Source organism: Serratia sp. BIGb0163 (genome assembly GCF_024809935.1).
GTDB classification, from domain to species: Bacteria; Pseudomonadota; Gammaproteobacteria; order Enterobacterales; family Enterobacteriaceae; genus Serratia; species Serratia quinivorans.
Window position 1 is genome coordinate 1,667,327 of record NZ_JANUDZ010000001.1, and the last position, 22,282, is coordinate 1,689,608.

The window sequence follows — 22,282 nt, forward strand, 5'->3', positions numbered from 1 at the left end:
AGTTGTATATATAAGATTGACAAATAACCTGATAAGGCTATCATTTGCATAATTAGATAATTTACACGAGCGAACTCACCCAGTGACTAATAATAAAAACATCATTATGAATAATTCAAACAATCGCTTTTTCAACTCTTTATATCTAATGAAGGTAATTGCATGCTTTGCCGTAATCGTTATACACTCATGTATTTTTAACATTGACAGCATTAACGGTGAATGGTGGGCTTTAAATTTATTTAACTCCTTTTCTAGATTTGCCGTCCCGATATTTATAATGATTTCTGGCGCGCTACTAATAAATGACAAACACTCGTTATCATACTTCCTAAAAAAGCGAGCGGCCCGTATCATTCCACCATTGATATTTTGGTCGGTTATTTACTTGGTTTGGCTGGGTGATTCACGCCTATCAAGCTTGAATGTCATTAAAACAATAATTGCCGGACCGGTTTATTATCATCTGTGGTATTTATACTCTATGATTGGTGTTTTGTTATTCTCACCAATTATTTCAGTCGCATATTTAAACTCAACAAAAGAAACAAAAACATACTTCCTTGTTATGTGGGCAATTATTTACTCGCTATACCCAGTCGCAAGGCAGTTTTTTGACATGCAATTTGATTTATTAAATGTATATGAACTGTACTCTTTCTTTGGCTTGATCGGGTGGTATTTCTTAGGGGCATTCCTTCGTGACCATATTACAGAAAAAAAAGAAAGACAGAAAAGCACAACCCCATTATTTATATTCATAGCATCTAGCCTAAGCATAGCCATATTGACTTATTTATATTCCTCCAGCATGGGTATAATTACAAAAGATGTAGGTATAACATCTCCTTTATTCTTTGAAAGAAACTCCCCACTGATAATAATCAGTACGGTTTCATTGTTTATTTATCTGTCTAACATTAGACTAAACCCAGAAGGGAAAACCTTCAAGCTGACAAAGATAACATCATCATTCTCACTTGGGATATATTGCCTGCACTTAATGATTCTTCGTGAGTTGTTAGAGCCTATTACTAATTTATTCCAAAACCGCTGGTTGTCAGTTCCGGCGTTGGCTATAACAGTAAGCATACTTTGCTTTGTTATAATTTATCCATTGAGAAAAATAAAAATCACTAAATATATATTATGAATAAGGGGCTTAGCCCCTTATTCATTACCACTCAATTAGCATCAGCCCTGGAGTTCCTGGGCTACCTTTCCCACCGTTTGCGGCTAAATCATACCCACCACCACCACCAGCGCCACCTGTTCCAAAGCCATACCCTGAACTTGCATCTTTACCCCCAGTATTTCCAGCACGACCACTACCACCAGCAGTTCCCAGCGGGCCGCCACCTCCCATGCCCCCGACACCGCCGCGGCTTCCTCCATCGCTGCCATCACCACCACCGAGTCCACCGCCGATACCACCCCCACCAGAAGATTGTGAACCTCCGCCTAAGCCGCCACCTGAACCACCGGCGAGATTTAACAATGTCCCAAACGAGGTTGCCGATCCTGCGGTACCACTTTGCCCATCTGTACCTGAGTTTGTACCACCGATGCCACCTTGCCCCGCAGCGCCTATAGTCACCGCGTATGTTGCTCCTGGTGTTACCGTAATCGCTTTTTTAACCACTGAATATCCCGCACCTCCGCCACCGCCAGAACCGCCATAACCACCGGCTATACACCCACCACCGCCGCCACCGCCGCCACCACCAGCGCACGCCGTGATATACACAGTTGTGATCCCGGCTGGCACGATGAAATTACCCGACGTTTCAAACCGGGCTTGTTTATTACCAACCTGCTGAATGATTTTCTTAATTGCTAAGAGCAACTGAGCATCATTAGCAGGATCTAGAGAAATACCCGAGCTTTCGACCACACCCACTAATTCGCGTTGCCAGGTGTTGAATATCTCGGCTTTTAATATTGTAGGGGGAACCCCCTGTGCAACATTACCATTAGTAAACTCGCCGTTCTGATCGGCAGTTTCGGTTACACTTCCCACTTTTTGCATGTCTTATCCTCGCTCATTGAACGATAAAGTGAATGTAAAATTGAATTAAAGGTATCCGGAGGCGGTATCGAATATGTTTGCAAACTCAGGCGTTACGTCATAAACGCCTTCGTCGTTAAATCCAAAGTAGATGTATCCAAATTTTACCAGCGTGTGAGATGGAGCCAGTGCACTTATTCTGCATTCAAGCTGCCTGTTACCCCAGGAGGCCAAAGGATCACCACAGTACGACATTCCACATCGTGCATACGTAATGGTTGTGTCTTCCGCTTCAACAAGCCAGACAAAAGGCCATTCATCCCCATTCAGCCCATCGCCACAAACGGACAAGCCTGCGCGGGCTTCACGATACTCTTTAATGGTGATGTTATAACCCAGCGCATTGGCTATACCGATGAAATAGGAGCGAGATTGGCCGCCTGTGCTGATGAATTTCGATACTACAGCGGCCTGACGCTTGGCAATGGTATCAACCTCTCCGATAGAACAGTCATCAGGTAATCCAAGCGTTTTTTCCCATTCGGTGAGCATAATCGTCGCCGTTTCTGGAAATGCACCGACCAATAATGCGATGGCATCCGTGTCACTGCGCTGAAAGCTGATAGACAACGCACGAATAACGGCGGCCTGAATGCTGTTCTGATCCCGTGGCCACGCCAACCCGGTTGGAATGAGTGCCTGCAATGCCTGCTGATAATTCTCTGCAGTAAATTGGCTCATGTATAATTTACCTCACCGCGTACAGGCAATTCCCCCACAGCAAGATCGATGTTTGCAGCCGGCTCTACAAGAATAAAGCCTGCTGTACCGTCAATATCCCCGATTGCTCGGTTCAGATCAGAAAGAAAAATCTTCCCGTTACCGACAGGTGTGCCGCCTTCAAAAAAAACATTATCGATCGCAGCCGCGACTGCTGCTGTGATGTCACCGCCCACATGGCTGATACCGCTGATCTCAAAATTAACCGTCTTGGCCACAGGAGAGCAGACATACACCAGGGCAGTCACTGGCGCCAGTGGGTATATGTAGTCAGCCACCCGACCTTGATCACCTGTTGCCTTTTGCGCTCCCCAGTCATCCAACTGGGATATGCCGTCAGTCCCAACAGGAAAGCCATGGTTGGTTTCATCGTTTCCGTCGCACATGATGTACACCCCAACAGTACCTGCGCCCATCAGCCTCCGTTTGGGCCAACAGCGCGTAACGCCTGGCACAGCCAACGCCCATTGCTCATAATCCGTATCACTGCCGCCCTGCGGCGGGTTTTGGTACGCCAGCAGCATACGAGCACGCAAACTCTCCTGCGTTTCAATGTCAGCGCCACCGGTCGCGGGTTCAATCATTACACCGCTGGCATCAACACCAGGTAATGAGATATCGAGCGTCATAGAAGTACCGGCATCAGCATTGCCGTCAATTCCTCCCCCATTGGGTGCATCAATAATATCCGGCAGGATTGCGGTAAGTTTTCCATAGCCAGTACCATCGGAGCCGATCGTCACGGCATCAACAAGGCTGTAGCGATAACCATCACCACGGCGCAATACAACCCCTTTGCCAACGGGTGCCCCTGCAGTCCCACTGAATTGATAGGAGGGTGTTGTCGCCGGATTGGCGGCGTTCTGGTAAACACTTTTCAGGCCTGCCCATCCCGCCAGCCATTCATCGGTGGAATTAAAAGGGGTCGCCTGCAGCGCGATGTAATCCAGATAGCCGTAATGCAGGTGCGCCAGGCCAGCATCGGCGTCGGCCAGCACCCGCATATTGGAATAACGCAATAACGCGCCGGTGTTTCTGAGCTCGGATTGAAGCTGTGTGCGGTTCTTCTCGCGCAGCTCGGTTAATGTAGGCCGCTTGAATGGCATAATTTATTGCTCCCAAACCCAAAAAAAACGCATATCCGTATCGTTACCATTCCCCGGCCTTTGATAGCGGATCACCATGTTCAGACGGCGGGGATAAACGATCTGAGTCGCGACAGAAAACGACGACACCACACCATCAGCCACCAACCATTGCAGCGCCTCCCGGGAGTAATCTTCCGCCTTTTGCGCGACTGCCTGGGCCAGTTTCTGCCGTCGCAGCAACCACAGGCGGGAACCAATATCATTTTCCTCGTCGGCATCCCCCCACCAACCCCGTCGATCATCACCATCAATATCGTCATCATCGCGTGCCACCCGATCGGTAAACAGGCTGATAATGATTGCGGTCTGCAGATCGTCGCCGATGACCAAATCGCCGCGTCCCTCTCGCCAATCAGCCGCCAGGCGTTCGACGTCCCAGAAAGAACTGATATCACTCATTCAACAGGCTCCCTGGGTTTCTCGCTGGTTTTCTGATCGTTGCCGCTCTGGACGTTTTTCACGACGTGGTCATGATCATTGTGGCCATCACGCAGCTGTTTCAGCGTGGCGGTATTGCTTTCGCAGTTATCGATAACATCGCCCGTCACTTTCAGCATCGGTGTGTTCATCAGTACGCCTTCTGCCGCATTGATCGTGACAGTGGTCGCATTGCTGACCGTCACCGGTTGGCCCTTTGCTTCGACTTCAATACCGTTCTCGGTCAGTTTTATGAAGATGCCCCACTGGTTATAAATGACCGTTTCACCAGGCTTTAAACCCGATTGCCGGTATTGTTGGTTGTTGCTGGCCACTATCACAGCGCTGGAGCGATCACCACCCAAATAGGCGAGCACAACATCAGTGCCCACCGGCAGACCTGAAGAAAAGCCAAATTCAGCCATACGCGGTGTTCCGCCACGCACTTCCAGCGGCGTCTGATACTGAAGCTTTTGTATGCCGCCAGCGTCGCTGTGTGCGGTGATCCGGCCAATACCGAGCATCATGGACACGCGCCGGCCGAGCTGCCTCAAAATATCGCCACTCATTAATTAAGCTCCTGCACCTGGCTATAAAATTGGTAAGGTTGAACCGCGAAAGCCTCGGGAGGCATGAGCACCATCCGCGCCGTTGTCCCCTCCCAGCCATTACGAATAAAGGTCACTTCAGAGAGGAGCCACAGCTCATCAGGGAGTCCGAACGTAGGGATCTTGATGGGGATGAGGGTATTGGGTTCCCACAACTTGCCGTCTTTGTCACGCCAGCTATCTACCGTCACCTGCAGTTGCCTTGACCGGCCATAGCGTCGGTTCATTTCCCAGTCGATGCAGCTTTGCGCCTGGCCATGAGAGTTCATCGTGCTTTCAACAATGATTATGCGGTTGCGATACCGCATTTTTGCCGCCTCAGGGTCTTGCGCTTTTGCCAGTGCAACCGCTGAATACCCACTGTCAGGTGACAGTTCCATCGCGGGTGTCATCGACATCGATACGCCGACATAATCGGAAAATCGCTCGTCCATCGAGTCCATCAATGACGCCGTTTCAATGTTCTCACCTTGAGCCACACCGCTGGCAGCCTTGCGAGTACCCACCCGGGTCAAACGCAGATCACCATCGGGCGTATCAAAATAGAGCAATGCCGCCCACCGGCAGATCCTGTCGATAATTTCTTGCGACGACTCGCCCCAGTTCAACGTGAATTGCGGCACCGTCACCAGATCGGTCACGTCAGAGGCAACCTTTATGCCGTAGGGCGTCGCCAGGCGCTGAGCTATTTGCAGTGCGTTAGCCTGGCTGATGACGTTATTGGGCCATTCTGCTGAACAGTCCACCAAGTCCTGGCATTTGTTTCGCCCGCTTGCTCTGACCTCATGCCGCGATTTCGATAGCGTCGGAGACCAGCGATCGATGTATCCCGTTATCACCAGGTCGTTACCCAGCATGACCTGGCACGCGTCTCCCTTTTTAACGAGTTGTTTTTCGTTTGTACCTGGGTAGTAATCCATCAGGGACAAATCGAAATCAGAGGGTAAACGTTCAATGCCGCGCGTTACCCTCACCTCATCCCAGCCCTGAATGATTTTGTTGCCTACCTTCAATATCAGTTCATCTTTCATTTTCTCAGCGCCCTGAATTTTGTCGGCATAAAGGCTGGGTGGCGCGGCTGAACTGACTGCACCAGCTCATCACCGCGCGCGGCATCCTGGTAAAGGCGATTAGCCAGCGTCAACGCCGGCAATGATGCAGACATTACAACTTGCGTCAGCGAACTCAGCTCTGCACCTTTCTGACCGTATGCATTGACGAGGGCGTTTCGCGTTTCCAGCAGGTTGAGATAGTCATCATCGTCGCCAGCATCGGCGGCCATCAGCAAAACGTCATCCAGCGTGTCGCAGACGCGGTTTAACATCAAAATGGCGTCGTCATAGCTTGAAGGCTCATAGTCAGCAGCAACCACAGCCAGGGCGCCAGCGGATAAAACGCAAAGCAGGATCGTGGCACTTTGAGCAATAGCATTTTCTGCATCCGTCGCGTAAAACGTCGCATTTCGGTATGAGGTCAAGGTTTCCAGCATGCGGATCTTTTCCTCAACGCTGCCACTTACCGAAATCACCTCATCAATGATCGCCCTCGCATCGACAGGAAAGTCATCGACTGCGGCCACACTCTCAAAGGTGGCCGTGAGGGTCAGCAACGTTGCACGGCCGGTCACCGCCTCCGCCATTTTTTGATGAACCAGCCCAGCGTAATCCGCCGTATCGTCTGATCGGTTAATCGCTCCGGTAGAACCGGACACCCCACCGCCCACACTCCCTTTGCTATACCTGCCATAGCGGGCGCTGCCGAAGGTGGACTTCAGGACATTGCTGAGGTTCGTCACTTCGTTGGCTGTGCCTTTCACCATATTTCCCCAAAACGCTGCCGTATTTCGTAGCGTCTTGATGGTTTGGGTGACACTCCTAATCTCGCCCTTCACCGTTGCGATAAATTTGGTGGCGGCCATTAAGCCGGTACGTAGCCAATTGGTTTGAACCAGGGAAGCAGCCTGTGTGCTGCCGGTAATGGCGAAAACCTTCAGGCCGGACTCAATGAGGGTGAGTGTGAATTCAAACGATCGCCCGTTATCCACACTTTCTAGCACACGCAGGCCACCATCCGGGACACTGACAGTAAGCTCACCCAAAGTCGGATGGATCAGCGTGCCAGCGCCCTCCATTTCACAGGCTGCCACCAGCGAATTACGCTGAGTGATAACATCAGGCGCGTCATACGCCAGGCTGTTATGCACAATGAAACCGCGAATGGTCATTTTTCGAGTGCCGCGGCCCAGATCTTCCACCCAGGCGGTGTTGCGGTAGGGATATTCATGCACCGCCTGCCGGCGGCCAAACACCCCTTCTGCGCTGACAACAGCAAAAGGTACGCCACGAAACGACGCAGGGTGAATATGCTCAAACCAGTCCCAACTCTCGCCACTGCCCAATAGTGAAGAAAGCGCATCAGTGATCAGAGCCATCATCCCTCCTGAAATAAAAAACCCGCCGAGGCGGGTTTAACTTAATGATTGCATGGAAAGCGCTACACGCCCTCCACCATCCGTTTGCACTTTTCGGCGTTCCCCGGTCTGAGGATTAACCAGGGTAATTTCCAACTGGAACTTATTCTCGTCCATCGCCTTCGACATGGCCTCGGTGATCTGGCCCATCGCTGCTTCACCATCAGTTTTAGGGGTGAATAGTGAGACTTGCGTTTCAGATGCCTTTGGTGATTGGGCCGTTAGCGGTACCGTAGAATCACCCTGTTCGAAAACACCTGACTGACGCTGGTTAAATAAATTGTTCTGGTCTCGTAAACCACTCCAGCGCACATCATTCACAGAATCATTGATCCCTTTCGATATCTCGTCTGCAGTGTACGGCTGAGCACCATTTTCATGCTTGATGATGGCGGGAATAAGCTTTTCCAGCACCCCGGGCGAATGCAGATCCAGCTGCTCAGATGGGTTAAAGCCCGTCTGTTTTGCCACAGCCTCAATATATGCCTGGGTATTGTTTTCACTTGAAGGCGCATAGGTTGGGATCATGCTATTTAGCGTATTTTTGCCACGGTCGCCGAATAACATCAGTTGGCGTGATAGTGCAGCCAACCCATCCTCGGGGGTTTCAAAGGTGACAAACCCGCCATTTCTTCCCGTGGCATTGGGGGCCGCTCGCAAGTTACCGGGGTTGTTATTCCGCAAGCCCAGCGCATTATTCCCAGGCTGGCCATACGGCGTAGAAACCCCATTTCCGGGCCCCGGCATACCAGAAATTTTATCCAAATCTCCTTTCAACCGATCCGCGCGCCAAACCGGCTTGTAATACCCGTCGAGCTTTTTGATCAGATCTTCCGATGCATAACCCAGTTTTAAATCCAGCTTTTCTTTCCATGAAAGCGTGTCTTTAAATTTATCATCGCCCTGCGCATTACGGATGATATCGGCCTGCTTTCCTCCACGGTTAAACGTCAGGATGGAGCCGACCGCCGTGCTGTCGAGGCCGTTAGACATAACCTGCTTTATCTGGTCCACAGACGCAGCCAGCGTCTCAGATTGCCCCAGCCAGGCCTGCCCCTTCAACAGCATCCCGTCATAGGCTGCGCCGATCTGGTTCAGTTGCTGTTTAAATGCCAGGGCGTTCTGCAGGTCCTTATCGCTAAAAATAAGGCCATCACGGCGAGCCTGATCCTTCAGGCGTTGCACCTCACTGGTGGTGTTGCGTAAATAGCTGAGCAGTTCAGGCGAAAGTCCCAGCTTATTGGCAAACAATGCTTGCTGGCCAGTTGGCAGAGACTGCATGGAGCGGTTGAGATCGTTAACCAGCTTGCCAACATCCGCCAGCCCATCCTTGGTTAGACTAATTCCCACCCCACGCTGTTTCAGGAGTGCCAAAAATCCATCATTACGCCCATGCGCTGCATCGTTCGCTTTCTCGAACAAATCGCCAACTGAGCCCTCGGCAGCTTCTCGTGCGCTGCCGTTCTCAATCATGGCACCCGTCAGTTCCTGAAAAGCATCCGCCGTCATGCTGACGTTTTTCGCAATGGTATCGATGCGGTAACCGGTGTTGGCAAAGTTGGTCAGGTTGTTTTTAACGACATTGACGACAGCCGCTGCGCCACCCAGTCCCAGAGTGAGACCGCCCACCATTTTCAGGGGCGGGACCAGATCACCAACAAACTGGACACCGCTGCGGGCGTTCTTTGCCAGAACGTCAAAGCGACTCCCCAAATCGTCCAGATTGTCTCTCGAATCCTGTCCACCCAACGCCAGGGCATCGCGCGTTTTATCCAGGAGCGGATTGAGGTTTTTTACCACCTCTTCAATGCGCAATATCGCGGCCGACGCCTCGTCATTAGCCTTCAGCTCAAAATCGAATGAGTTGGCCATTACTTACCCGCCTTCGCTTTGTTAATGCGCCGGGCTTGGTTAGCCCAAAAATCCAACCGGGTACGGGTCAGAGACCACGCATCACGTGGCCCCCACCCGTAATACTTCGTCACCTCAGCGGCTAACTGTTGCCATCCGTCGAGGGATCGAAGGTTAAAAAAGACATCAGAAAGTCCTCACATTTCCGGTAATCGGTAAATGCCATGGCACCCAACGCTTTTTCAGTCACGCCCGCATTCAGGGCGATCAGTAGCTTCATTGCGGCCATGCTGTTCTTGGCACGCTGAATGTCATAAAACTGTTCCACTTCAGCCAACGCTGGCTCTTTCAGGTCCAGATGTTCATAACGCGTATCGCCCACTGTCAGCACCTGGCAGAGCACAATCGTTTTGGTTTTATCAAGTACAGCCATATCAATACTCCGTTACCGAGCCGCCTTCCCAGCGCACATCAAACACCGCTTCTTCGCTATCAACATCTTGCGTGTTCACGGACCACATATTTTCGCCGATGATGGTTTTCCCGTTAGCCAACTCAACAACAACAGAAACATTGGTTGAGTCGTTGATTTGCGCGATCGACGTGCCGCCGCTGTCACGCGCCTGGTAAGAAATGAACGGTGCCCGTGGTTTTTCCTTGTAACCATGGACAGTATCCATCCCGGTCAACGTGGTCCGTTCCACTTTACCGGGGCTGTACTTGAACTGGCCGGCGACCATGACCGTTAGCCCATCGATGGTGACGTAAGCGGTACCGGCCAGGCGGTTAGTTGTATCTCCCATAAATCCTCCTTAGGCTGCTGTCTGCGCACGGCGCCATTGATTGAGTAGTGCGAAAATTTCCAGTTGGTCGATCAGCGTGCCGGTCCACAGCACATCGATGCGCTTGGTGTTGCTGCTGTTTCGCTCCACCAGCAACGTTTGGGCAAATTTCGCGGAATCCTGCACATAACCGTTGTATTCCAGCGTGCGATACTGGGCGATCAGTTCTGCGCGGATCACATTCGGCGTAACAATGGCCGAACCCGGCGCAAATCGCGTGCCATCATTGGCCAGCTTCATGCGGCTGAACTTGGAGGTGATCTGAGTGCGCAGGAAACGCGTCACAAACATCAACAGAAACAACGTCTCGATATTCAGATAGCTATCGTCCGCGTCGCCAAACTTGTTTTTCTGGTAGGTGGTGATCGTCTTTTCAACCTGCACAGAGCCGTCATCAGCCACGGTAAAAGTAGAAATACCGCTATAGAGCAGGTTATTTCGTTCCGTGAGTGTGAAGCGATCTTCTAACTGCGGCGCCAAAACACCACTGATGGTCAGCGTTTGTGTCGGACGCCCCGGGTCATTACGCAGGCTAGGTGCAATGGCGCCGGTTAACGCGGCTGCCCACAGGTAGGCGGGTGTTGGTGACCCGTTAATGCCTAACAGGGTTTCATGCTGGTTGTTGCGAGCCTCTCCGGCAGCAGACAGAGAGCCGTAGGTACCCGCCAGAGCGCCGAAAGAATGCCCATAAAGCTGCTGAGCATAGGACCAGCGGCCGGTGGCATCGGAAAGGAACTCTTTCACGGCATCCAGTGACGTGGTGTCCGTATACGGGTTGACGATAAAATCGAAAGCCCGATCTTGCAGATTACCCAGCGCGTCCGTCAGCGCTGGCGCACCGGCCCCACCTGCCATAACCGTTATTTTCAGTTCCATACCCTGAGGGGTTTCTTCTCCGCCGGCGGCCCCCTGATAATTCAGACGAATGTCGATGCTGTTACCGTGCGCACCTTTGTTCTTCGCCGTCAGCTTGACTGTGTCGGTAGCAGCGGAATCCACCTCGGCGATGACTGGCAATTTGCTTTGAGCGTTGATCACGGCCGCAATGGCGGCCGCCACAGCAACGTTGTCATCAGTGCTGACCACCGTCAGTTGCACACGCACGCCAGCAATATAGAGAGACAGCACGCCGGTAGCGGCTGCAGCTGTCACGACCTGCAATTTTCCGGTTGCTGCAGTGGTTCCCGTGGTGCCATCAGCCAGAGGCAAAATCCAGAGCTCCGCTGAAATGTCATTGGCCTGGTACGCGGTCATCATGTTGTGCAACATTGAACCGCTGCCACAGATGCCGGCGACAGCAGAATCAGACGATACCTTTTGCGGGATACCTGGCGTTGCAGTTGCCGTAGACAGCATTTGCCCGATCAGCAGCGTGCGCTGAACCGCAGTCGCCGTGTTGGCCATCGAGTTATCAAACTCAGCATAGAAAAATGGCGCGCGCTGATTGGAAGGAAGGCGATTAAATGGAACGGTCATTGATCATTCTCCTGGATTTTCTTCCCTGTCGCTGGCTTTGCGGCCGCTTTAGGGTCGAATTTTTCAACATCGCCATCCTTCAGGCGGCGCCCCCAAAAAATATTGTCGGGTACCTGTTCGCCGGATTCAGGCAAAAAGGTGCCTTTGACCGGATCGCGCACAATGCGCCCCGGTGCGGGTTTCACAAACATAGGGTTACTCCAGATCGATTTTTACGAGTGGTTCGGGGGTGCCATCAGGCATGGCGATCGTTGCGTCAATCCCCTCAAGAGGTTCAGTATCGATTTCATAGAACTCCTCAGGGCCCTGGTAATATTCAATATCCAGATCCATTAGCAATTGGGCTGTATGCCCTTCACCGTCGGCATCAATACCAATGGCAGAGCGCACCTGCAGAAACTGCTGAATCTTGCGAGTCAGTTCATAGCTATTGATTACCGCGCGCTCTATCTGCTCGCGCAATTCTTCCAACGCCTCTTCTGCCTTCTCTGCCCCATTGTCTTTCGCCGCATCATCCAACTCCTGCAGGCGGCCCGTAAGGCGAACCGTGGTCACAGTGTTGAACTGGGGAACATTTCGGCCCAGTGAGCTCTTAACGTCGATCGGCGTTTGCACCAGAATAACCGGGTACATGTCCGCTGTGGTCGGCCAGTCCCGTGGCGAATAAACCCGATCGCCTGCATCGGTTTTATTCTTCAGCGCCTCAATGACCAGTAGCCTTATCCCTCTGGCATTCATACTTTCACCTTATTGAGAATAAGCTTTGTCCCGCCATGGCTATCCGGTTGAACGTCCGACACGGCAAACAGCGTATTAACCGGTACCCCACCGACGATACCGACGAACACACGATCCCCCTGCTTTGGCCGAGCCCGGAACTCGCTATCACGCACTCCCAACACCGGAGAAGTGGTGTTGATAGTGCTGCCGTTGTCCAGCGGCTCGACCTCTTGCGTATAGGCACGATCAAAAATGCCGCTGACGGTGTACGGCGCACCGCCGGCTGGCCGGTAGTCAACCGGGTCACCAAAAACGCCGTGCAACGGTGCAAGCAAATGCTGATCCCAGTCGATACCCATTACTCCCCCGATTGCACAGTTACGGCCGGCGCACTGCGAAGCAACGCCAGCTTGCGGAGTTGTTCAACATCAGCAACCACACCCAGACCTATCAACCGCTGCGCATCCGCTACCGGCAACGTGAACGCCCGGTTTTCTGAATAGTCACAGCCATCATGGCGCACCGTATTACCTTTGGTGACAACCACTGAAAACATGCCGTCCGGCAGCTTTTCACCGTCCTCATCGTCATCCGAATCATCGCCGGTGTCGGTGTCGGTGTCGGTGTCGGTGTCGGTGTCGGTGTCGGTGTCGGTGTCGGTGTCGGTGTCGGTGTCGGTGTCGGTGTCGGTGTCGGTGTCGGTAGAATTATCGTGGTCCTGTGTGTCAACCTTCAACGTTTCCGGGCTTTCCTGCTCACCGACAAGTAACTCGGGCGGCAAGCCGCCCAGTTCGTTTTCTTGCGTTTTTTTTGCCATATCACACCACCGTAGCGCAGAGAGCGGCATTTACCCGACTTGGGATAACCAGAGGTGAAGACTGCATCATCAACAAGCGCTGTGCCGGGTCTTCTTTCACCCAGGTTTTAGGGGCATAGGCCAGAGGGCCGTAATTGAATTTTGGGTCAAGGATCACGCCGAATGCCCGAGTTCCCATCAGGTCAGCGCCGGACATGATTACCGCACCATCAGGGATCATCGGTTTTTCGATATTGTCCAGCGGGTCAATGAACCAGTCGTTATACAGCCACAGGTCGAAGTTGCCCCAACGGCCTTTATAAACAGCCCCTTTCTGTACCTGCGCGCCAGCATTAATCTGATTGCCGAACGGGCTCAGTGCCGGGAATGTAATGGCGTTATCCTTGATCGTGGTATCCAGTCGAAACGCTTTCCACGATTTGTTGGTAAAGACCAGGTCCGTCGGTACCGCGCCGGAGTTTTTGAGGATCAGTGTCTGCCATTCCTCAATATCGTCCGATGGATGGGTATTAGTCGCTCCTGCTGCGACGGTTAACGGCCACTTATCCGCGCCACTCAGCGTGATGGTCAGGTCTGGTGAGCGGCCAAAATCAACCACTTTAGTTTCATAACCGTCCCCTGCAACGGTGACTTTCCCTGACACCATGGCGCTGCTGGCCATCCATTCCAGACGACGGTTGATCATGTCAATCTGATCGGCCATCTCAAATTGCAGGTTCAGCATTTCACGTTCAGCAGCGGTAAATTCGCCGCCGATACGCTCACCGATCTGCCGGCGGATTGGCTTGCGCAGGTCCGGAGCACGCTTATCTTTGATGTACGCAGGCTTGAAGGTATTGGTCTGGTATTTACGACTCTCGACCAGTTTGCCTTCCACCAGTGGCGATACGAATGGCGCCATACGACGCAGACCCACGTCCACATCAATGGCTACTTCTTCCGTTTCGTACGTCACAACGTTTGGGAAGAAGCGATCCAGAAGCCAGTTCTGGCTGGTTTTCAGGTTAGGGACGACCTGCACCAGCACGCTGGTATCAAAAATGTTTTCCATATTCAGTCTCTTTATGATGCCGGCACCGTAGCCGGCCAGAATTCAGGACGAGTGCAACCCTGCCAAAGCACTGGCATCAGTTACGTTTCAAAAGGGTTAGATCAGGATACTGGCGACTGGATGCTATCGCGCAGGAAGATGGCCAGAGGGCGGAATTGCGCTTTCAGTTCAGCAATGGTCCAGGTCGCATCGAAGATCAGGTGATGCTGGTTAAATTCACCCATCAGATACACACCGCCAGTTTGTGCTGTAGTGGTGGTGTCTACGTTATCGACCAAAATGGCGGACGGCTTTTCACTGCCGTCGGTAGCGTCTTTTTTGCTTGGGATGTACGCGCCGGTCGCGGTGACCATGCCGAGTACCGTCCCACGTTTAAGCGCACCTGAAACACCGATCGTGACCGAGTCGGTGACCAGCTGTAACGGGCCGGAAACCAGCTGATCGGGTACGAACAGCGAACTTTCCATGCCCGGTGCGAATTGATTTTGTCCAAACTGGTCCATTACTTGATACCTCGTGCAGAGTCATAGAGGCTGGTCATCTTACTTGCCAGCGCATTTTTCCCCGGGGCGGGCTTGCCGCCATCCGGGCCCAGCCGTACCTGTTCGGCTTGCATACGCGAATCCAGCGATACACGCGCTGTTTTCGCCGGAGCAACAGCCCCCATCGTTGCCAGCGTGCCAATGGCTTCACCCGCGCTCATGCGGGTATTGAACGCCAAGTGCGCCGCCATATCAGGTCGGCCGGCGGCATGCTTACTGCCAAAGATAGCAGCACAGCGTTTACGCTCAGCCCGACGACCTTTTTTCACATCGCGGTTTTCGTCGTCCTCTTCTGCATCAGCGTCCTCTTCTGCATCAGCGTCATCGTCTTCTTCCGCACGACGAGACTTAGCCTTTTTGCCCTTTCCTTTGTCGTCGTCCTCTTCGGCATCAGGATCGCTGTCATCATCGTCTTCCATGTCTTCGCGATCATCCTCCTCTTCGGCGTCCTCTTCGTCATCGCGCTCTTCTTCCGCACGGCGTGATTTCGCCTTTTTACCTTTCTCTTTGTCGTCGTCCTCATCTTCTGAGGCTTTTTTCTTAAAACCCATCAGGTGGGCAAATTTTGAGTAAGACATACGTTAAGCTCCTGCTTCGGTGAATAATTTTCGGAATGCGGCGTCAGGGGTCATGACTGCATCGGCAAGCCCCAACTTGACGCCATCAGCCGCCAGGAAACAGGCAGCCTGGGTGTTACGGATAGTTTTCTCAGAGATCCCCCGATTTCGGGCTACTGTGCTGACAAAAAGCCTACCCATCGTATCCACATCATCCTGAATCGCGGCGCGGGCCTGATCGGTCAGTTTGACGTAAGGATTGCTTTCGGCCTTGCGGTCGCCATAGGTGATAATGGTCACCGCCAGCCCGTCTTCTTTAATTCGCTGTGACCAGTCACAGTGAATTACGATGACACCGATTGAGCCAACGCCTCCGGTGCGCGGAACATAGATCCGGTCAGCAGCGCTGGCAATAGCGTACGCTGCGGAATAGGCATTTTCGGTCAGGATGGCGTGGATCGGTTTTGAGCCCCGGGCGTGATAAATCTCGTCCACCAGGTCAAAACATCCAGCAACCTCTCCCCCGGGTGAATCGATATCCAGACAGATGCCGTTCACCTCAGGATCATTCATTGCTGTGAGGAATGATTGGCGTATTCCGTCGTAACCGCTCATGCCGCTGTAGGGCCGCAACGAGCCGAGTTTCTGAACCAACGTCCCCTGAACGGGGATGACGGCAATACCACCGACCACGTCATAACCCGCATCCTGCTTACGTGCTTTACGGGTAAAACTGTCGTCTTCTCCCAGCCAGTCAGAGGCCAGGGTATTAATGCGGGTTATCCCGAACCGGTCCATCATGGCGGCCATGACGACTTCGGCTTTTTGTGGGTGCAGCGCCAGCGGCGTGTTAAATAGCCGCTGCGCCAGGTGCGGTAAATTCACTCTGCCTCCGGATCTTTTATCGTTTCTGGTGCGAAGATTTCGGCCTGAGCCCAAGTTGGCAACGGAAGCCCACGTTCTTTAAACGCGTCAATTTCGCGTTTCCGCTGGTCCAGCATTTCTTCCCAATCTTCGCCGGCATTTTCCGCCGCTTCCATTTCCAGCGTTGAAAGTCCGGCATCCATACCGAGAATGGCGCCTTTTTTCTCTGCCACCGGGTCCACCCAACCACGTCCAGGCCCCATCCAGCGTGCACGACAATAAGCCGCCCTAGCATCCAGAAAATGAGGAGCGCCATTCGGCAGTGGTAAATCTTCCGTGTCGTGAATTTCTTCGATAAATGCGGACAGGATCGGCTGGGCAAACCCGACAGAAAAATCATCACGCCGGCGGGTCAACGTTTTCCACGCCTCCAACATCGCAGAACGCGCAGAGCTGTAGTTAACGTCAGACCAATCTTGTGTTACCTGCTGGGTAGAAAGCCCGGTAGCAGCGGCGATGTTGCGCAATGCAGCGCTCTCAAACACCTCAAAATTGCTGTGTGGCCTCGAAGCGTTAACCGTTTCTATTTTTTCACCGGGGTACAAAATAGGCATTCTTGACCCATTTTGCAGCGATATGCGCCGATCATTATGGAACTCAATACGCCCGTCTTGATAAGCGCCAATACTGGTGTCGTCGAAGTTTTCCCCCATTGCCGCTTCAACCATCTGCGGATCATACGGCGAGGAAACATAAGCGCCGAATACCGCGTTCAGTATTGCCGCTTCCAGCTCTGTCTGATCGTACTTGATGAGCATTTTCAGTCGTTGTACGACCGGCGTTAATATCCCGTTCCCACGATGCTGGGCGCCACGCTCATGGTCATAATCATGCACAACATGCGGGCGCCCCCAGTCCGTTTCCCGCGGGATACGCCGCCAGGTCATCGTTTTGGCACCACTCCACCAGTCGCCGATATGCGCTTCGCGGATGTGGTAGGCCACAGGAGCGCCATCATCATCAATTTCGACACCGCCGCGGATGTTAGGCATATCAAAATTTTGTTGCGGGTTGCTCAGGCGGTCAGGGTCTACAATCTGCACCGTAGTGGCATAGCGCCCTCGCCCGCGGCCTAGTCGATCTGGGCGATATTGCAGAACAGCCAGCGCATCGCCATCAATCAGCTTGTGACGAAAACCCAGCCGCAGCATTTGCGACACCGTCTGTTTCCTCTCAACGTCACAATAACGCCCAGGGTCATCCTGCGCCCATGACCGCCAGTGTGCCTCGATCACTTTTCCGTATTCATCCGCCCAGGTAGCGTCAAACGAACTGTTACCCGTCATAAGCGCCAGCATGCGGTAATCAGGCTTTAGGATGGGGCGAAAGTTAGCGCCAACGGCGTTATCCAGCACACGGGTGATACTGCCACTGGCCCACCCATCATTGCGGGCCAAATCCCGTACACGGGAGACAATGCGATCGCGGTAAATATTGATCTCATTGTCGGGTGACCACAGTGCCGGCTGCCAGTTTGCTAACTGGTCACTGAAAGAGTCAGCCGCGTCGTATGGAACCCGACTTCCGCCCACCAGCATGGACGCCCTTGACCTTGATGGCGGTAGCGGTTGCCCATTTGGACCTAAAATCTTGATGTCACTCATCAGTATCTAAACCTCATCGGCCGGCGTGGGCGGGGAACAATACCCAACTGAGCCTGAAGCAACTGGATCAACGCCATCAGGTCTGCCATAGAGGCTTGTTGGTATGAAACGGAACGTGTGCCATCACCCTGCGTATACGAAAACGACACGCCGCGGGCCCCGGCAGCAAGGTCAATATAGGCTTGCTGCGCCTTTGCCAATGCAGCCCGCAATTGCTCAGGCGTCATCGCACCGGCCAGCAGGCTAGTGTTACGATTAAACATAGGGATCCTTAAGAGGGCAAAAGTTGTGACAGGCGTTTACGCTTCGGTTTTTCCGGCTCTTCTATGATGACGCCAGGCAGACGAAGGTTTGGTTTTTCTTCCGGTTGCTGCGGCGCCGGTAATAGACGTTCAGGATTCACTGAAATATTGTCAGCCAATTTATTCAGTTTCAGCCCGAGATAAAACAACCCGCACAATGCTGCATAGCTATACACCCGACAGTCCAGGGCTTCGTTAGCCCGCCCGGGTATTTGTTCCCAAACGCGATAACGCTGGCCACCGGAGACTTTGAGAACCGAACGCTCAGCTAACAGTTGGCTAAAGTAGTTCAAATCACGATCCGTCGGAAAATGCATGTAACTGGCTGCAGCCTCACCCGGCGCAGGTGGATCAATATGCAAGCGCCCGCGGATGGTATCTTTGGCCGCATTCACTCCAATGATAATTGGCTTAAAACTGGCTTTTGACTTGGACGTTGGCTTTTTCGTCGGCCACACCGGAGATCGTTTACCGCCGCGTGCAGATTCCCCCTTGATCGCCCAAATACGGCGGCCAAGACGTTCTTTGGCAAACTCGTAAACTTTCTGGGTGTGATGGCCACCGGAGTCCATACATGCCGCCATGATCGTGAAACCACGCCCATCAGCCCGGCGCCATATCTGCTTGAGATAGGCATCAAGGCGCTGCCACGGCTCATTGGTTTCCAGGTCACCTTCGATCACATCAAAGGCAACAGACCAGCTTTCTTCGTTACAGCCCCAGCCAGTGACTTCAATTTCAAAACGTCCGTCCTGGGTATCGATACCGGCTGTCAGCACTGCAACCCCATCAGGCACTTCAGCCGCATAAACTTCACAGCGTTCCAGCAACCGTTTCTCACTCAGCGCTTTCTCACCGCGATCTTCATACGGCTCACCCAGAACCAGGTTAATAAATGTTTGCCGCATCAACGGATCATTTTTAACCCGCAACCATTCGGCAACCAGGTATTTCCATGCGGCATTGGGGAACAGGCTATACCCTGCCCAGATGTGGAATCCGGCATGACCTTTAAACGGTTTGCTTGCCCGCCACTCTCCACGCCTCACCATCGACGCTTTTTCGTTATGGTGGATCACGCAACCATTGTGACGACACACGTAATAAGCCGTTTCAGGTATTCCCTCGCCGTGCTCATCCTTGTCCCATTTGATGCCGTAAGGTGTCTCAGGGCCTCCCCATTCCAATACCTGATGTTCACCACAATGCGGGCATGGCACGTAATATCGGCGCTGATCGCTTTCCTCATACGCCTTTTCAATACGACTGGTTCCTTTGACCGTCGGCGTCGAGCCCAGGGCAATCTTGCGGTTCCAGAAAGTTTCTGAACGCTTAATGCCCAGGGCTATCTGATCGCCCTCTACGCCGGCACCACCGGCCGGATAACCGTCCACTTCATCAAAAAGAATAATGCGGCAGGTGATTCGACGGAAGCCACCAGGGCTATTTGCCCCTACCAGAGTCAAATTAGCGCCGTTGGCAAACGTCTTTTTGAGGATGGTCTGGTTACTGTCTTTGGCCTTCGGATCACCGCATATTTCCGCCAGCACTGGGGTATCACGCAACATCGGCGCGATCTCGGTTTTACTGTAGTCCTCGGCATCTTCAACACGCGGCTGAACGATGAGGATCGGCGACGGGTCATGCGCCAGGTAATAGCCGACAACGTGGTCAAGGATCTTGGTGTAGCCGACACGCGCCGACTTCATTACAGAAACCTGTGTCACTGCCGGATCGGTAATGGCATCCATCATGCCATCCTGATAGGCGAAAGATCGGAATCGGCCTGTTTGCGCACTGGTTTCTTTCGAGAGCACCGCGTATTTGTTGGCCCATTCACTCAGTGAAAGCGGCTCTGGGGGGCGAACATCGGAGCGACGCTGGCGCAGCTCCCCTGTGAAATTCTGCCAGGCTGCAGCGTTAGTTCTCTCCTCGGTTGTTATCTGCATCAAGGCTCAATTCCTCCATCGCCTCGTAAACCACCTCCTGCAGTGCCTGGACAAACTCCGCGTCGTTGGTGGTAGAAGCCAGCACCCGCAACCGGGGGCCATGTTCAGGAGCAATAGCAATGAGGCGGGTGCGCATGCGGGCGTATTCATTACCTACGGCCTCAATCATGTCTTTGTACGGCAGCACCTGCCCGGATTTAATGTCGTACTCGAGCTGAGTAAGCAACGCGAGGAAGTTTTCTTTCATCTGACGCGCTTCATCAAGCGTCATTGTCACGCCGTGCTCGGCGATCATCCGCTCGACGGTTTTCGTCGCTGACTCGGGAAGATCCTTATCGTTTTTGTTACCTGACTTGTTACCCGGGGATCTGTTACCTGTTTTGTTACCCTGTCTGTTACCTGCTGCTTTTTTTTCCGGTCGGGTAACAGTTTTTCGGAAGCGCTCTATGTTGGCGTTTGACGCTTCGACATCAATGTCGTCTCCGGCCAGAACCAGCCAACCACGGGCCTTCCAGCTCGTTACCGTCTTTCGGCTGACGCCGTGAAGTTTGGCAAAATCTGACTGGTTCATCTGTTACCTCAGGTGTTACCTGTTACCCAAATTTCAAAAGTTGATAGCTAGACGCAGAACGCGGCGCGCAATGCCCGTGCTTTACAAAAGTGCTGGGAAGGACCCATTTTTTTCTGGAGGCCCCGGGGAGGGGCACCGGCTCAAACTTTTTTGAACCGCACCAGGTAGGTCACCTCATCACCCGGATGAATGAGCTCATGACAGTAGCAGTGTGCCGTGGTCGAGTCAGAGCTTGGTGTTGGGTTGCCTGCTGCATATGCCTTCGGGGGCGTCGGTGGTGCTGCTGGCCGCCGCTGGATCATCTCCTCGTACGTATACGGGCACGGTGTTGGTGCTTTTCTTCCCATAATTACCCATGCTCGCCATCGCATCCCATGCGCTCTGGCTCCTCATCGCACGTGGTCTTTTCTACCAGTACATAGCCCATCTTCTCAGCATGAAACGAGAGGAGTGATAACAAATCCTTTTCGGCAACCTCTTCCGACTTACCGTGTTCGCGAACTGCTTCGAAGGCTTCTGCGTGCTTAAGCGATGCTGCCGCTTGCAATGACAACAACTTAAGCCGCCGTTTATGTTCGGTACCAATAATGTTCATGCTTACCTCTCACTGTGTATGTAGCTACTTCGCCGTTTTCATCGCCTCTGCCATCGCCCGGCTTAGCTCTGTAGGCATCAGCGCATTGGCCATCGCCTGTGCACGTTCGAAGTAGCCGAGCGTCGGCTTAACGGGCAGCGCGTCACCGAACTGGATCAGCAACTTCGGTGCCGGCATCTTCATCCGTGGCTGTCGTGTGCCATTGGCAGAACGTTTACGCCGCTTCTTGCCCTTCTTCCCTTTCTTGGCCTTACGCCGCTGCCATACGCCATTCGTGCCGTCTACATCGCCAACGAATACATCCGATTTTGCCTTGAGTTGCGTCATCTTGTTGCGCGTAAGGTTGCCGTATTTGTTCAGTTTGATGTTTTTGGGGTTCAGCAGCGCCTGGCTGTTCAGCTTGTGCTGTCCGCCGAACTCGAACGGCTCCAGATAGCTCGCAGCAGTATCCATCACGAAAACCTTGGCCTTCAGGTTGTTTTTCCGGGCGCCGAACGATTTGACTGAGTTGACCGTAAACGGCGTGGGATTATCCAGATGGCGTTTAAATGCGGTTTTCTCCGCCGACTCTATCTTTCTGGCGACACTGGTTAGCGCCTGCGCGGTGGCAAATGGGATTTGCTTGCGCACGCTCTGGAGTTGGGCCGACAGCTCTTTTAAACCAGCCATACGCTCCCCTTGTAAAAAAGCCACCAGCCCGTTGATACAGGTTGATGGCTTCATGCATTAAAAAACCCGCCGGAGCGGGTTCTATTATTTCTTTCCGTTGGCCTCTGCCATTTGCAGATAGACGGCGGCCGAGCCGGTGGGGAGTGTTTTGCTTATCCCTCGGTAGTGCGCCACTCGCTCGCGGAAGTATTCACGCAGATGCTCAGGCTGCTCTCGCTCCACCTGCTCAGCTATCACTGGCTGGTTCATGCGCTCTTTGTAGGCTACGCCTGACGCTGCAAGGTCTACGTTAACCTTGTCCATTTCTTCTTTTGGCAGATTGCCGAGATTGTATGACATTTAATTACCCCCGATTAAAGGGTAATCTATACTGCTTCTTAC

The 22,282-nt window shown here is 52.9% G+C and carries 27 protein-coding genes; 1 reads left to right on the forward strand and 26 read right to left on the reverse strand.

From position 1 onward, the window contains the following. Nucleotides 1-82 precede the first annotated feature (82 nt). Entirely contained in the window at nt 83-1,153 is a 1,071-nt protein-coding gene (locus tag M2406_RS07920) for an acyltransferase (RefSeq protein ID WP_259189552.1), read from the forward strand. A gap of 24 nt (nt 1,154-1,177) precedes the next feature. Here M2406_RS07920 and M2406_RS07925 read toward each other — a convergent pair whose 3' ends face one another. The 26 genes from M2406_RS07925 to M2406_RS08050 form a co-directional block, all read right to left on the reverse strand. Next, nucleotides 1,178-2,029, reverse strand: coding sequence for a phage tail protein (locus M2406_RS07925; protein WP_259189553.1), 852 nt, complete (start codon nt 2,027-2,029; stop codon nt 1,178-1,180). Nucleotides 2,030-2,074: 45 nt separating this feature from the next. Next, the gene (locus tag M2406_RS07930; protein WP_234529144.1) at nt 2,075-2,749 is read right to left on the reverse strand and encodes a YmfQ family protein; all 675 of its coding nucleotides are present in this window, start codon (nt 2,747-2,749) and stop codon (nt 2,075-2,077) included. Further along, a complete protein-coding gene (locus M2406_RS07935) occupies nt 2,746-3,894 on the reverse strand; it encodes a baseplate J/gp47 family protein (RefSeq protein WP_259189554.1) in 1,149 nt (382 codons plus the stop codon). Before M2406_RS07935 ends, M2406_RS07930 begins: the two co-directional genes overlap by 4 nt. A gap of 3 nt (nt 3,895-3,897) precedes the next feature. Next, complete coding sequence (locus M2406_RS07940) at nt 3,898-4,335, reverse strand: phage GP46 family protein (RefSeq protein ID WP_259189555.1); 438 nt, start codon at nt 4,333-4,335, stop codon at nt 3,898-3,900. Then, nucleotides 4,332-4,922 (reverse strand): phage baseplate assembly protein, encoded by a 591-nt coding sequence (locus tag M2406_RS07945; RefSeq protein ID WP_259189556.1) that lies wholly within the window; start codon nt 4,920-4,922, stop codon nt 4,332-4,334. Before M2406_RS07945 ends, M2406_RS07940 begins: the two co-directional genes overlap by 4 nt. Then, complete coding sequence (locus M2406_RS07950; RefSeq protein ID WP_259189557.1) at nt 4,922-5,992, reverse strand: phage baseplate assembly protein; 1,071 nt, start codon at nt 5,990-5,992, stop codon at nt 4,922-4,924. Before M2406_RS07950 ends, M2406_RS07945 begins: the two co-directional genes overlap by 1 nt. Further along, the gene (locus M2406_RS07955) at nt 5,989-7,392 is read right to left on the reverse strand and encodes a DNA circularization protein (RefSeq protein WP_259189558.1); all 1,404 of its coding nucleotides are present in this window, start codon (nt 7,390-7,392) and stop codon (nt 5,989-5,991) included. Before M2406_RS07955 ends, M2406_RS07950 begins: the two co-directional genes overlap by 4 nt. A gap of 36 nt (nt 7,393-7,428) precedes the next feature. Beyond that, nucleotides 7,429-9,303 carry a hypothetical protein gene (locus tag M2406_RS07960; RefSeq protein ID WP_259189559.1) on the reverse strand — a complete coding sequence of 625 codons (1,875 nt, stop codon included), beginning with the start codon at nt 9,301-9,303 and terminating at the stop codon, nt 7,429-7,431. Between the two features lie 121 nt (nt 9,304-9,424). Then, nucleotides 9,425-9,715 carry a phage tail assembly protein gene (locus M2406_RS07965; RefSeq protein WP_234529136.1) on the reverse strand — a complete coding sequence of 97 codons (291 nt, stop codon included), beginning with the start codon at nt 9,713-9,715 and terminating at the stop codon, nt 9,425-9,427. Between the two features lies 1 nt (nt 9,716). Continuing rightward, complete coding sequence (locus M2406_RS07970; RefSeq protein ID WP_062790459.1) at nt 9,717-10,085, reverse strand: phage tail tube protein; 369 nt, start codon at nt 10,083-10,085, stop codon at nt 9,717-9,719. Between the two features lie 9 nt (nt 10,086-10,094). Next, nucleotides 10,095-11,600, reverse strand: coding sequence for a phage tail sheath subtilisin-like domain-containing protein (locus M2406_RS07975; protein WP_259189560.1), 1,506 nt, complete (start codon nt 11,598-11,600; stop codon nt 10,095-10,097). Continuing rightward, entirely contained in the window at nt 11,597-11,791 is a 195-nt protein-coding gene (locus M2406_RS07980) for a DUF2635 domain-containing protein (protein WP_129940355.1), read from the reverse strand. Before M2406_RS07980 ends, M2406_RS07975 begins: the two co-directional genes overlap by 4 nt. A gap of 4 nt (nt 11,792-11,795) precedes the next feature. After that, complete coding sequence (locus tag M2406_RS07985) at nt 11,796-12,338, reverse strand: ATP-binding protein (RefSeq protein ID WP_259189562.1); 543 nt, start codon at nt 12,336-12,338, stop codon at nt 11,796-11,798. Continuing rightward, nucleotides 12,335-12,679: a hypothetical protein gene (locus M2406_RS07990; RefSeq protein WP_259189563.1), complete on the reverse strand. Its 345-nt coding sequence runs from the start codon at nt 12,677-12,679 to the stop codon at nt 12,335-12,337. The genes M2406_RS07985 and M2406_RS07990 overlap by 4 nt, the downstream gene beginning before the upstream one ends. After that, nucleotides 12,679-13,137 carry a hypothetical protein gene (locus tag M2406_RS07995; protein ID WP_259189565.1) on the reverse strand — a complete coding sequence of 153 codons (459 nt, stop codon included), beginning with the start codon at nt 13,135-13,137 and terminating at the stop codon, nt 12,679-12,681. The genes M2406_RS07990 and M2406_RS07995 overlap by 1 nt, the downstream gene beginning before the upstream one ends. Nucleotide 13,138: 1 nt before the next feature. Beyond that, entirely contained in the window at nt 13,139-14,188 is a 1,050-nt protein-coding gene (locus M2406_RS08000; RefSeq protein WP_259189566.1) for a major capsid protein, read from the reverse strand. Between the two features lie 101 nt (nt 14,189-14,289). After that, the gene (locus M2406_RS08005; RefSeq protein WP_259189567.1) at nt 14,290-14,691 is read right to left on the reverse strand and encodes a head decoration protein; all 402 of its coding nucleotides are present in this window, start codon (nt 14,689-14,691) and stop codon (nt 14,290-14,292) included. Next, nucleotides 14,691-15,308 carry a hypothetical protein gene (locus M2406_RS08010; protein ID WP_259189568.1) on the reverse strand — a complete coding sequence of 206 codons (618 nt, stop codon included), beginning with the start codon at nt 15,306-15,308 and terminating at the stop codon, nt 14,691-14,693. The genes M2406_RS08005 and M2406_RS08010 overlap by 1 nt, the downstream gene beginning before the upstream one ends. A gap of 3 nt (nt 15,309-15,311) precedes the next feature. Further along, a complete protein-coding gene (locus M2406_RS08015) occupies nt 15,312-16,172 on the reverse strand; it encodes a S49 family peptidase (protein WP_259189569.1) in 861 nt (286 codons plus the stop codon). Then, on the reverse strand, nt 16,169-17,815 hold the full coding sequence (locus M2406_RS08020; RefSeq protein ID WP_238969136.1) for a phage portal protein: 1,647 nt from the start codon (nt 17,813-17,815) through the stop codon (nt 16,169-16,171). Before M2406_RS08020 ends, M2406_RS08015 begins: the two co-directional genes overlap by 4 nt. After that, nucleotides 17,815-18,078: a gpW family head-tail joining protein gene (gene gpW, locus M2406_RS08025; RefSeq protein WP_145549823.1), complete on the reverse strand. Its 264-nt coding sequence runs from the start codon at nt 18,076-18,078 to the stop codon at nt 17,815-17,817. The genes M2406_RS08020 and gpW overlap by 1 nt, the downstream gene beginning before the upstream one ends. Nucleotides 18,079-18,086: 8 nt before the next feature. Further along, nucleotides 18,087-20,066 carry a phage terminase large subunit family protein gene (locus M2406_RS08030; protein WP_259189953.1) on the reverse strand — a complete coding sequence of 660 codons (1,980 nt, stop codon included), beginning with the start codon at nt 20,064-20,066 and terminating at the stop codon, nt 18,087-18,089. After that, on the reverse strand, nt 20,038-20,637 hold the full coding sequence (locus M2406_RS08035) for an RNA polymerase subunit sigma-70 (protein ID WP_259189571.1): 600 nt from the start codon (nt 20,635-20,637) through the stop codon (nt 20,038-20,040). The genes M2406_RS08030 and M2406_RS08035 overlap by 29 nt, the downstream gene beginning before the upstream one ends. Before the next feature lie 349 nt (nt 20,638-20,986). Next, nucleotides 20,987-21,232, reverse strand: a complete 246-nt coding sequence (locus M2406_RS08040; protein ID WP_259189573.1) for a hypothetical protein — start codon at nt 21,230-21,232, stop codon at nt 20,987-20,989. 24 nt (nt 21,233-21,256) lie between these two features. Further along, nucleotides 21,257-21,901 carry a hypothetical protein gene (locus tag M2406_RS08045; RefSeq protein ID WP_259189954.1) on the reverse strand — a complete coding sequence of 215 codons (645 nt, stop codon included), beginning with the start codon at nt 21,899-21,901 and terminating at the stop codon, nt 21,257-21,259. A gap of 84 nt (nt 21,902-21,985) precedes the next feature. Further along, entirely contained in the window at nt 21,986-22,240 is a 255-nt protein-coding gene (locus M2406_RS08050) for a DNA polymerase III subunit theta (protein ID WP_259189575.1), read from the reverse strand. Nucleotides 22,241-22,282: the final 42 nt, after the last annotated feature.

Bases quoted from the DNA above. Each gene is read 5' to 3' on its own strand.
- M2406_RS07925 (WP_259189553.1), bottom strand. From the start codon at position 2,029: ATGCAAAAAGTGGGAAGTGTAACCGAAACTGCCGATCAGAACGGCGAG.
- M2406_RS07930 (WP_234529144.1), bottom strand. From the start codon at position 2,749: ATGAGCCAATTTACTGCAGAGAATTATCAGCAGGCATTGCAGGCACTC.
- M2406_RS07935 (WP_259189554.1), bottom strand. From the start codon at position 3,894: ATGCCATTCAAGCGGCCTACATTAACCGAGCTGCGCGAGAAGAACCGC.
- M2406_RS07940 (WP_259189555.1), bottom strand. From the start codon at position 4,335: ATGAGTGATATCAGTTCTTTCTGGGACGTCGAACGCCTGGCGGCTGAT.
- M2406_RS07945 (WP_259189556.1), bottom strand. From the start codon at position 4,922: ATGAGTGGCGATATTTTGAGGCAGCTCGGCCGGCGCGTGTCCATGATG.
- M2406_RS07950 (WP_259189557.1), bottom strand. From the start codon at position 5,992: ATGAAAGATGAACTGATATTGAAGGTAGGCAACAAAATCATTCAGGGC.
- M2406_RS07955 (WP_259189558.1), bottom strand. From the start codon at position 7,392: ATGGCTCTGATCACTGATGCGCTTTCTTCACTATTGGGCAGTGGCGAG.
- M2406_RS07960 (WP_259189559.1), bottom strand. From the start codon at position 9,303: ATGGCCAACTCATTCGATTTTGAGCTGAAGGCTAATGACGAGGCGTCG.
- M2406_RS07965 (WP_234529136.1), bottom strand. From the start codon at position 9,715: ATGGCTGTACTTGATAAAACCAAAACGATTGTGCTCTGCCAGGTGCTG.
- M2406_RS07970 (WP_062790459.1), bottom strand. From the start codon at position 10,085: ATGGGAGATACAACTAACCGCCTGGCCGGTACCGCTTACGTCACCATC.
- M2406_RS07975 (WP_259189560.1), bottom strand. From the start codon at position 11,600: ATGACCGTTCCATTTAATCGCCTTCCTTCCAATCAGCGCGCGCCATTT.
- M2406_RS07980 (WP_129940355.1), bottom strand. From the start codon at position 11,791: ATGTTTGTGAAACCCGCACCGGGGCGCATTGTGCGCGATCCGGTCAAA.
- M2406_RS07985 (WP_259189562.1), bottom strand. From the start codon at position 12,338: ATGAATGCCAGAGGGATAAGGCTACTGGTCATTGAGGCGCTGAAGAAT.
- M2406_RS07990 (WP_259189563.1), bottom strand. From the start codon at position 12,679: ATGGGTATCGACTGGGATCAGCATTTGCTTGCACCGTTGCACGGCGTT.
- M2406_RS07995 (WP_259189565.1), bottom strand. From the start codon at position 13,137: ATGGCAAAAAAAACGCAAGAAAACGAACTGGGCGGCTTGCCGCCCGAG.
- M2406_RS08000 (WP_259189566.1), bottom strand. From the start codon at position 14,188: ATGGAAAACATTTTTGATACCAGCGTGCTGGTGCAGGTCGTCCCTAAC.
- M2406_RS08005 (WP_259189567.1), bottom strand. From the start codon at position 14,691: ATGGACCAGTTTGGACAAAATCAATTCGCACCGGGCATGGAAAGTTCG.
- M2406_RS08010 (WP_259189568.1), bottom strand. From the start codon at position 15,308: ATGTCTTACTCAAAATTTGCCCACCTGATGGGTTTTAAGAAAAAAGCC.
- M2406_RS08020 (WP_238969136.1), bottom strand. From the start codon at position 17,815: ATGAGTGACATCAAGATTTTAGGTCCAAATGGGCAACCGCTACCGCCA.
- gpW (WP_145549823.1), bottom strand. From the start codon at position 18,078: ATGTTTAATCGTAACACTAGCCTGCTGGCCGGTGCGATGACGCCTGAG.
- M2406_RS08030 (WP_259189953.1), bottom strand. From the start codon at position 20,066: ATGCAGATAACAACCGAGGAGAGAACTAACGCTGCAGCCTGGCAGAAT.
- M2406_RS08035 (WP_259189571.1), bottom strand. From the start codon at position 20,637: ATGAACCAGTCAGATTTTGCCAAACTTCACGGCGTCAGCCGAAAGACG.
- M2406_RS08040 (WP_259189573.1), bottom strand. From the start codon at position 21,232: ATGAACATTATTGGTACCGAACATAAACGGCGGCTTAAGTTGTTGTCA.
- M2406_RS08045 (WP_259189954.1), bottom strand. From the start codon at position 21,901: ATGGCTGGTTTAAAAGAGCTGTCGGCCCAACTCCAGAGCGTGCGCAAG.
- M2406_RS08050 (WP_259189575.1), bottom strand. From the start codon at position 22,240: ATGTCATACAATCTCGGCAATCTGCCAAAAGAAGAAATGGACAAGGTT.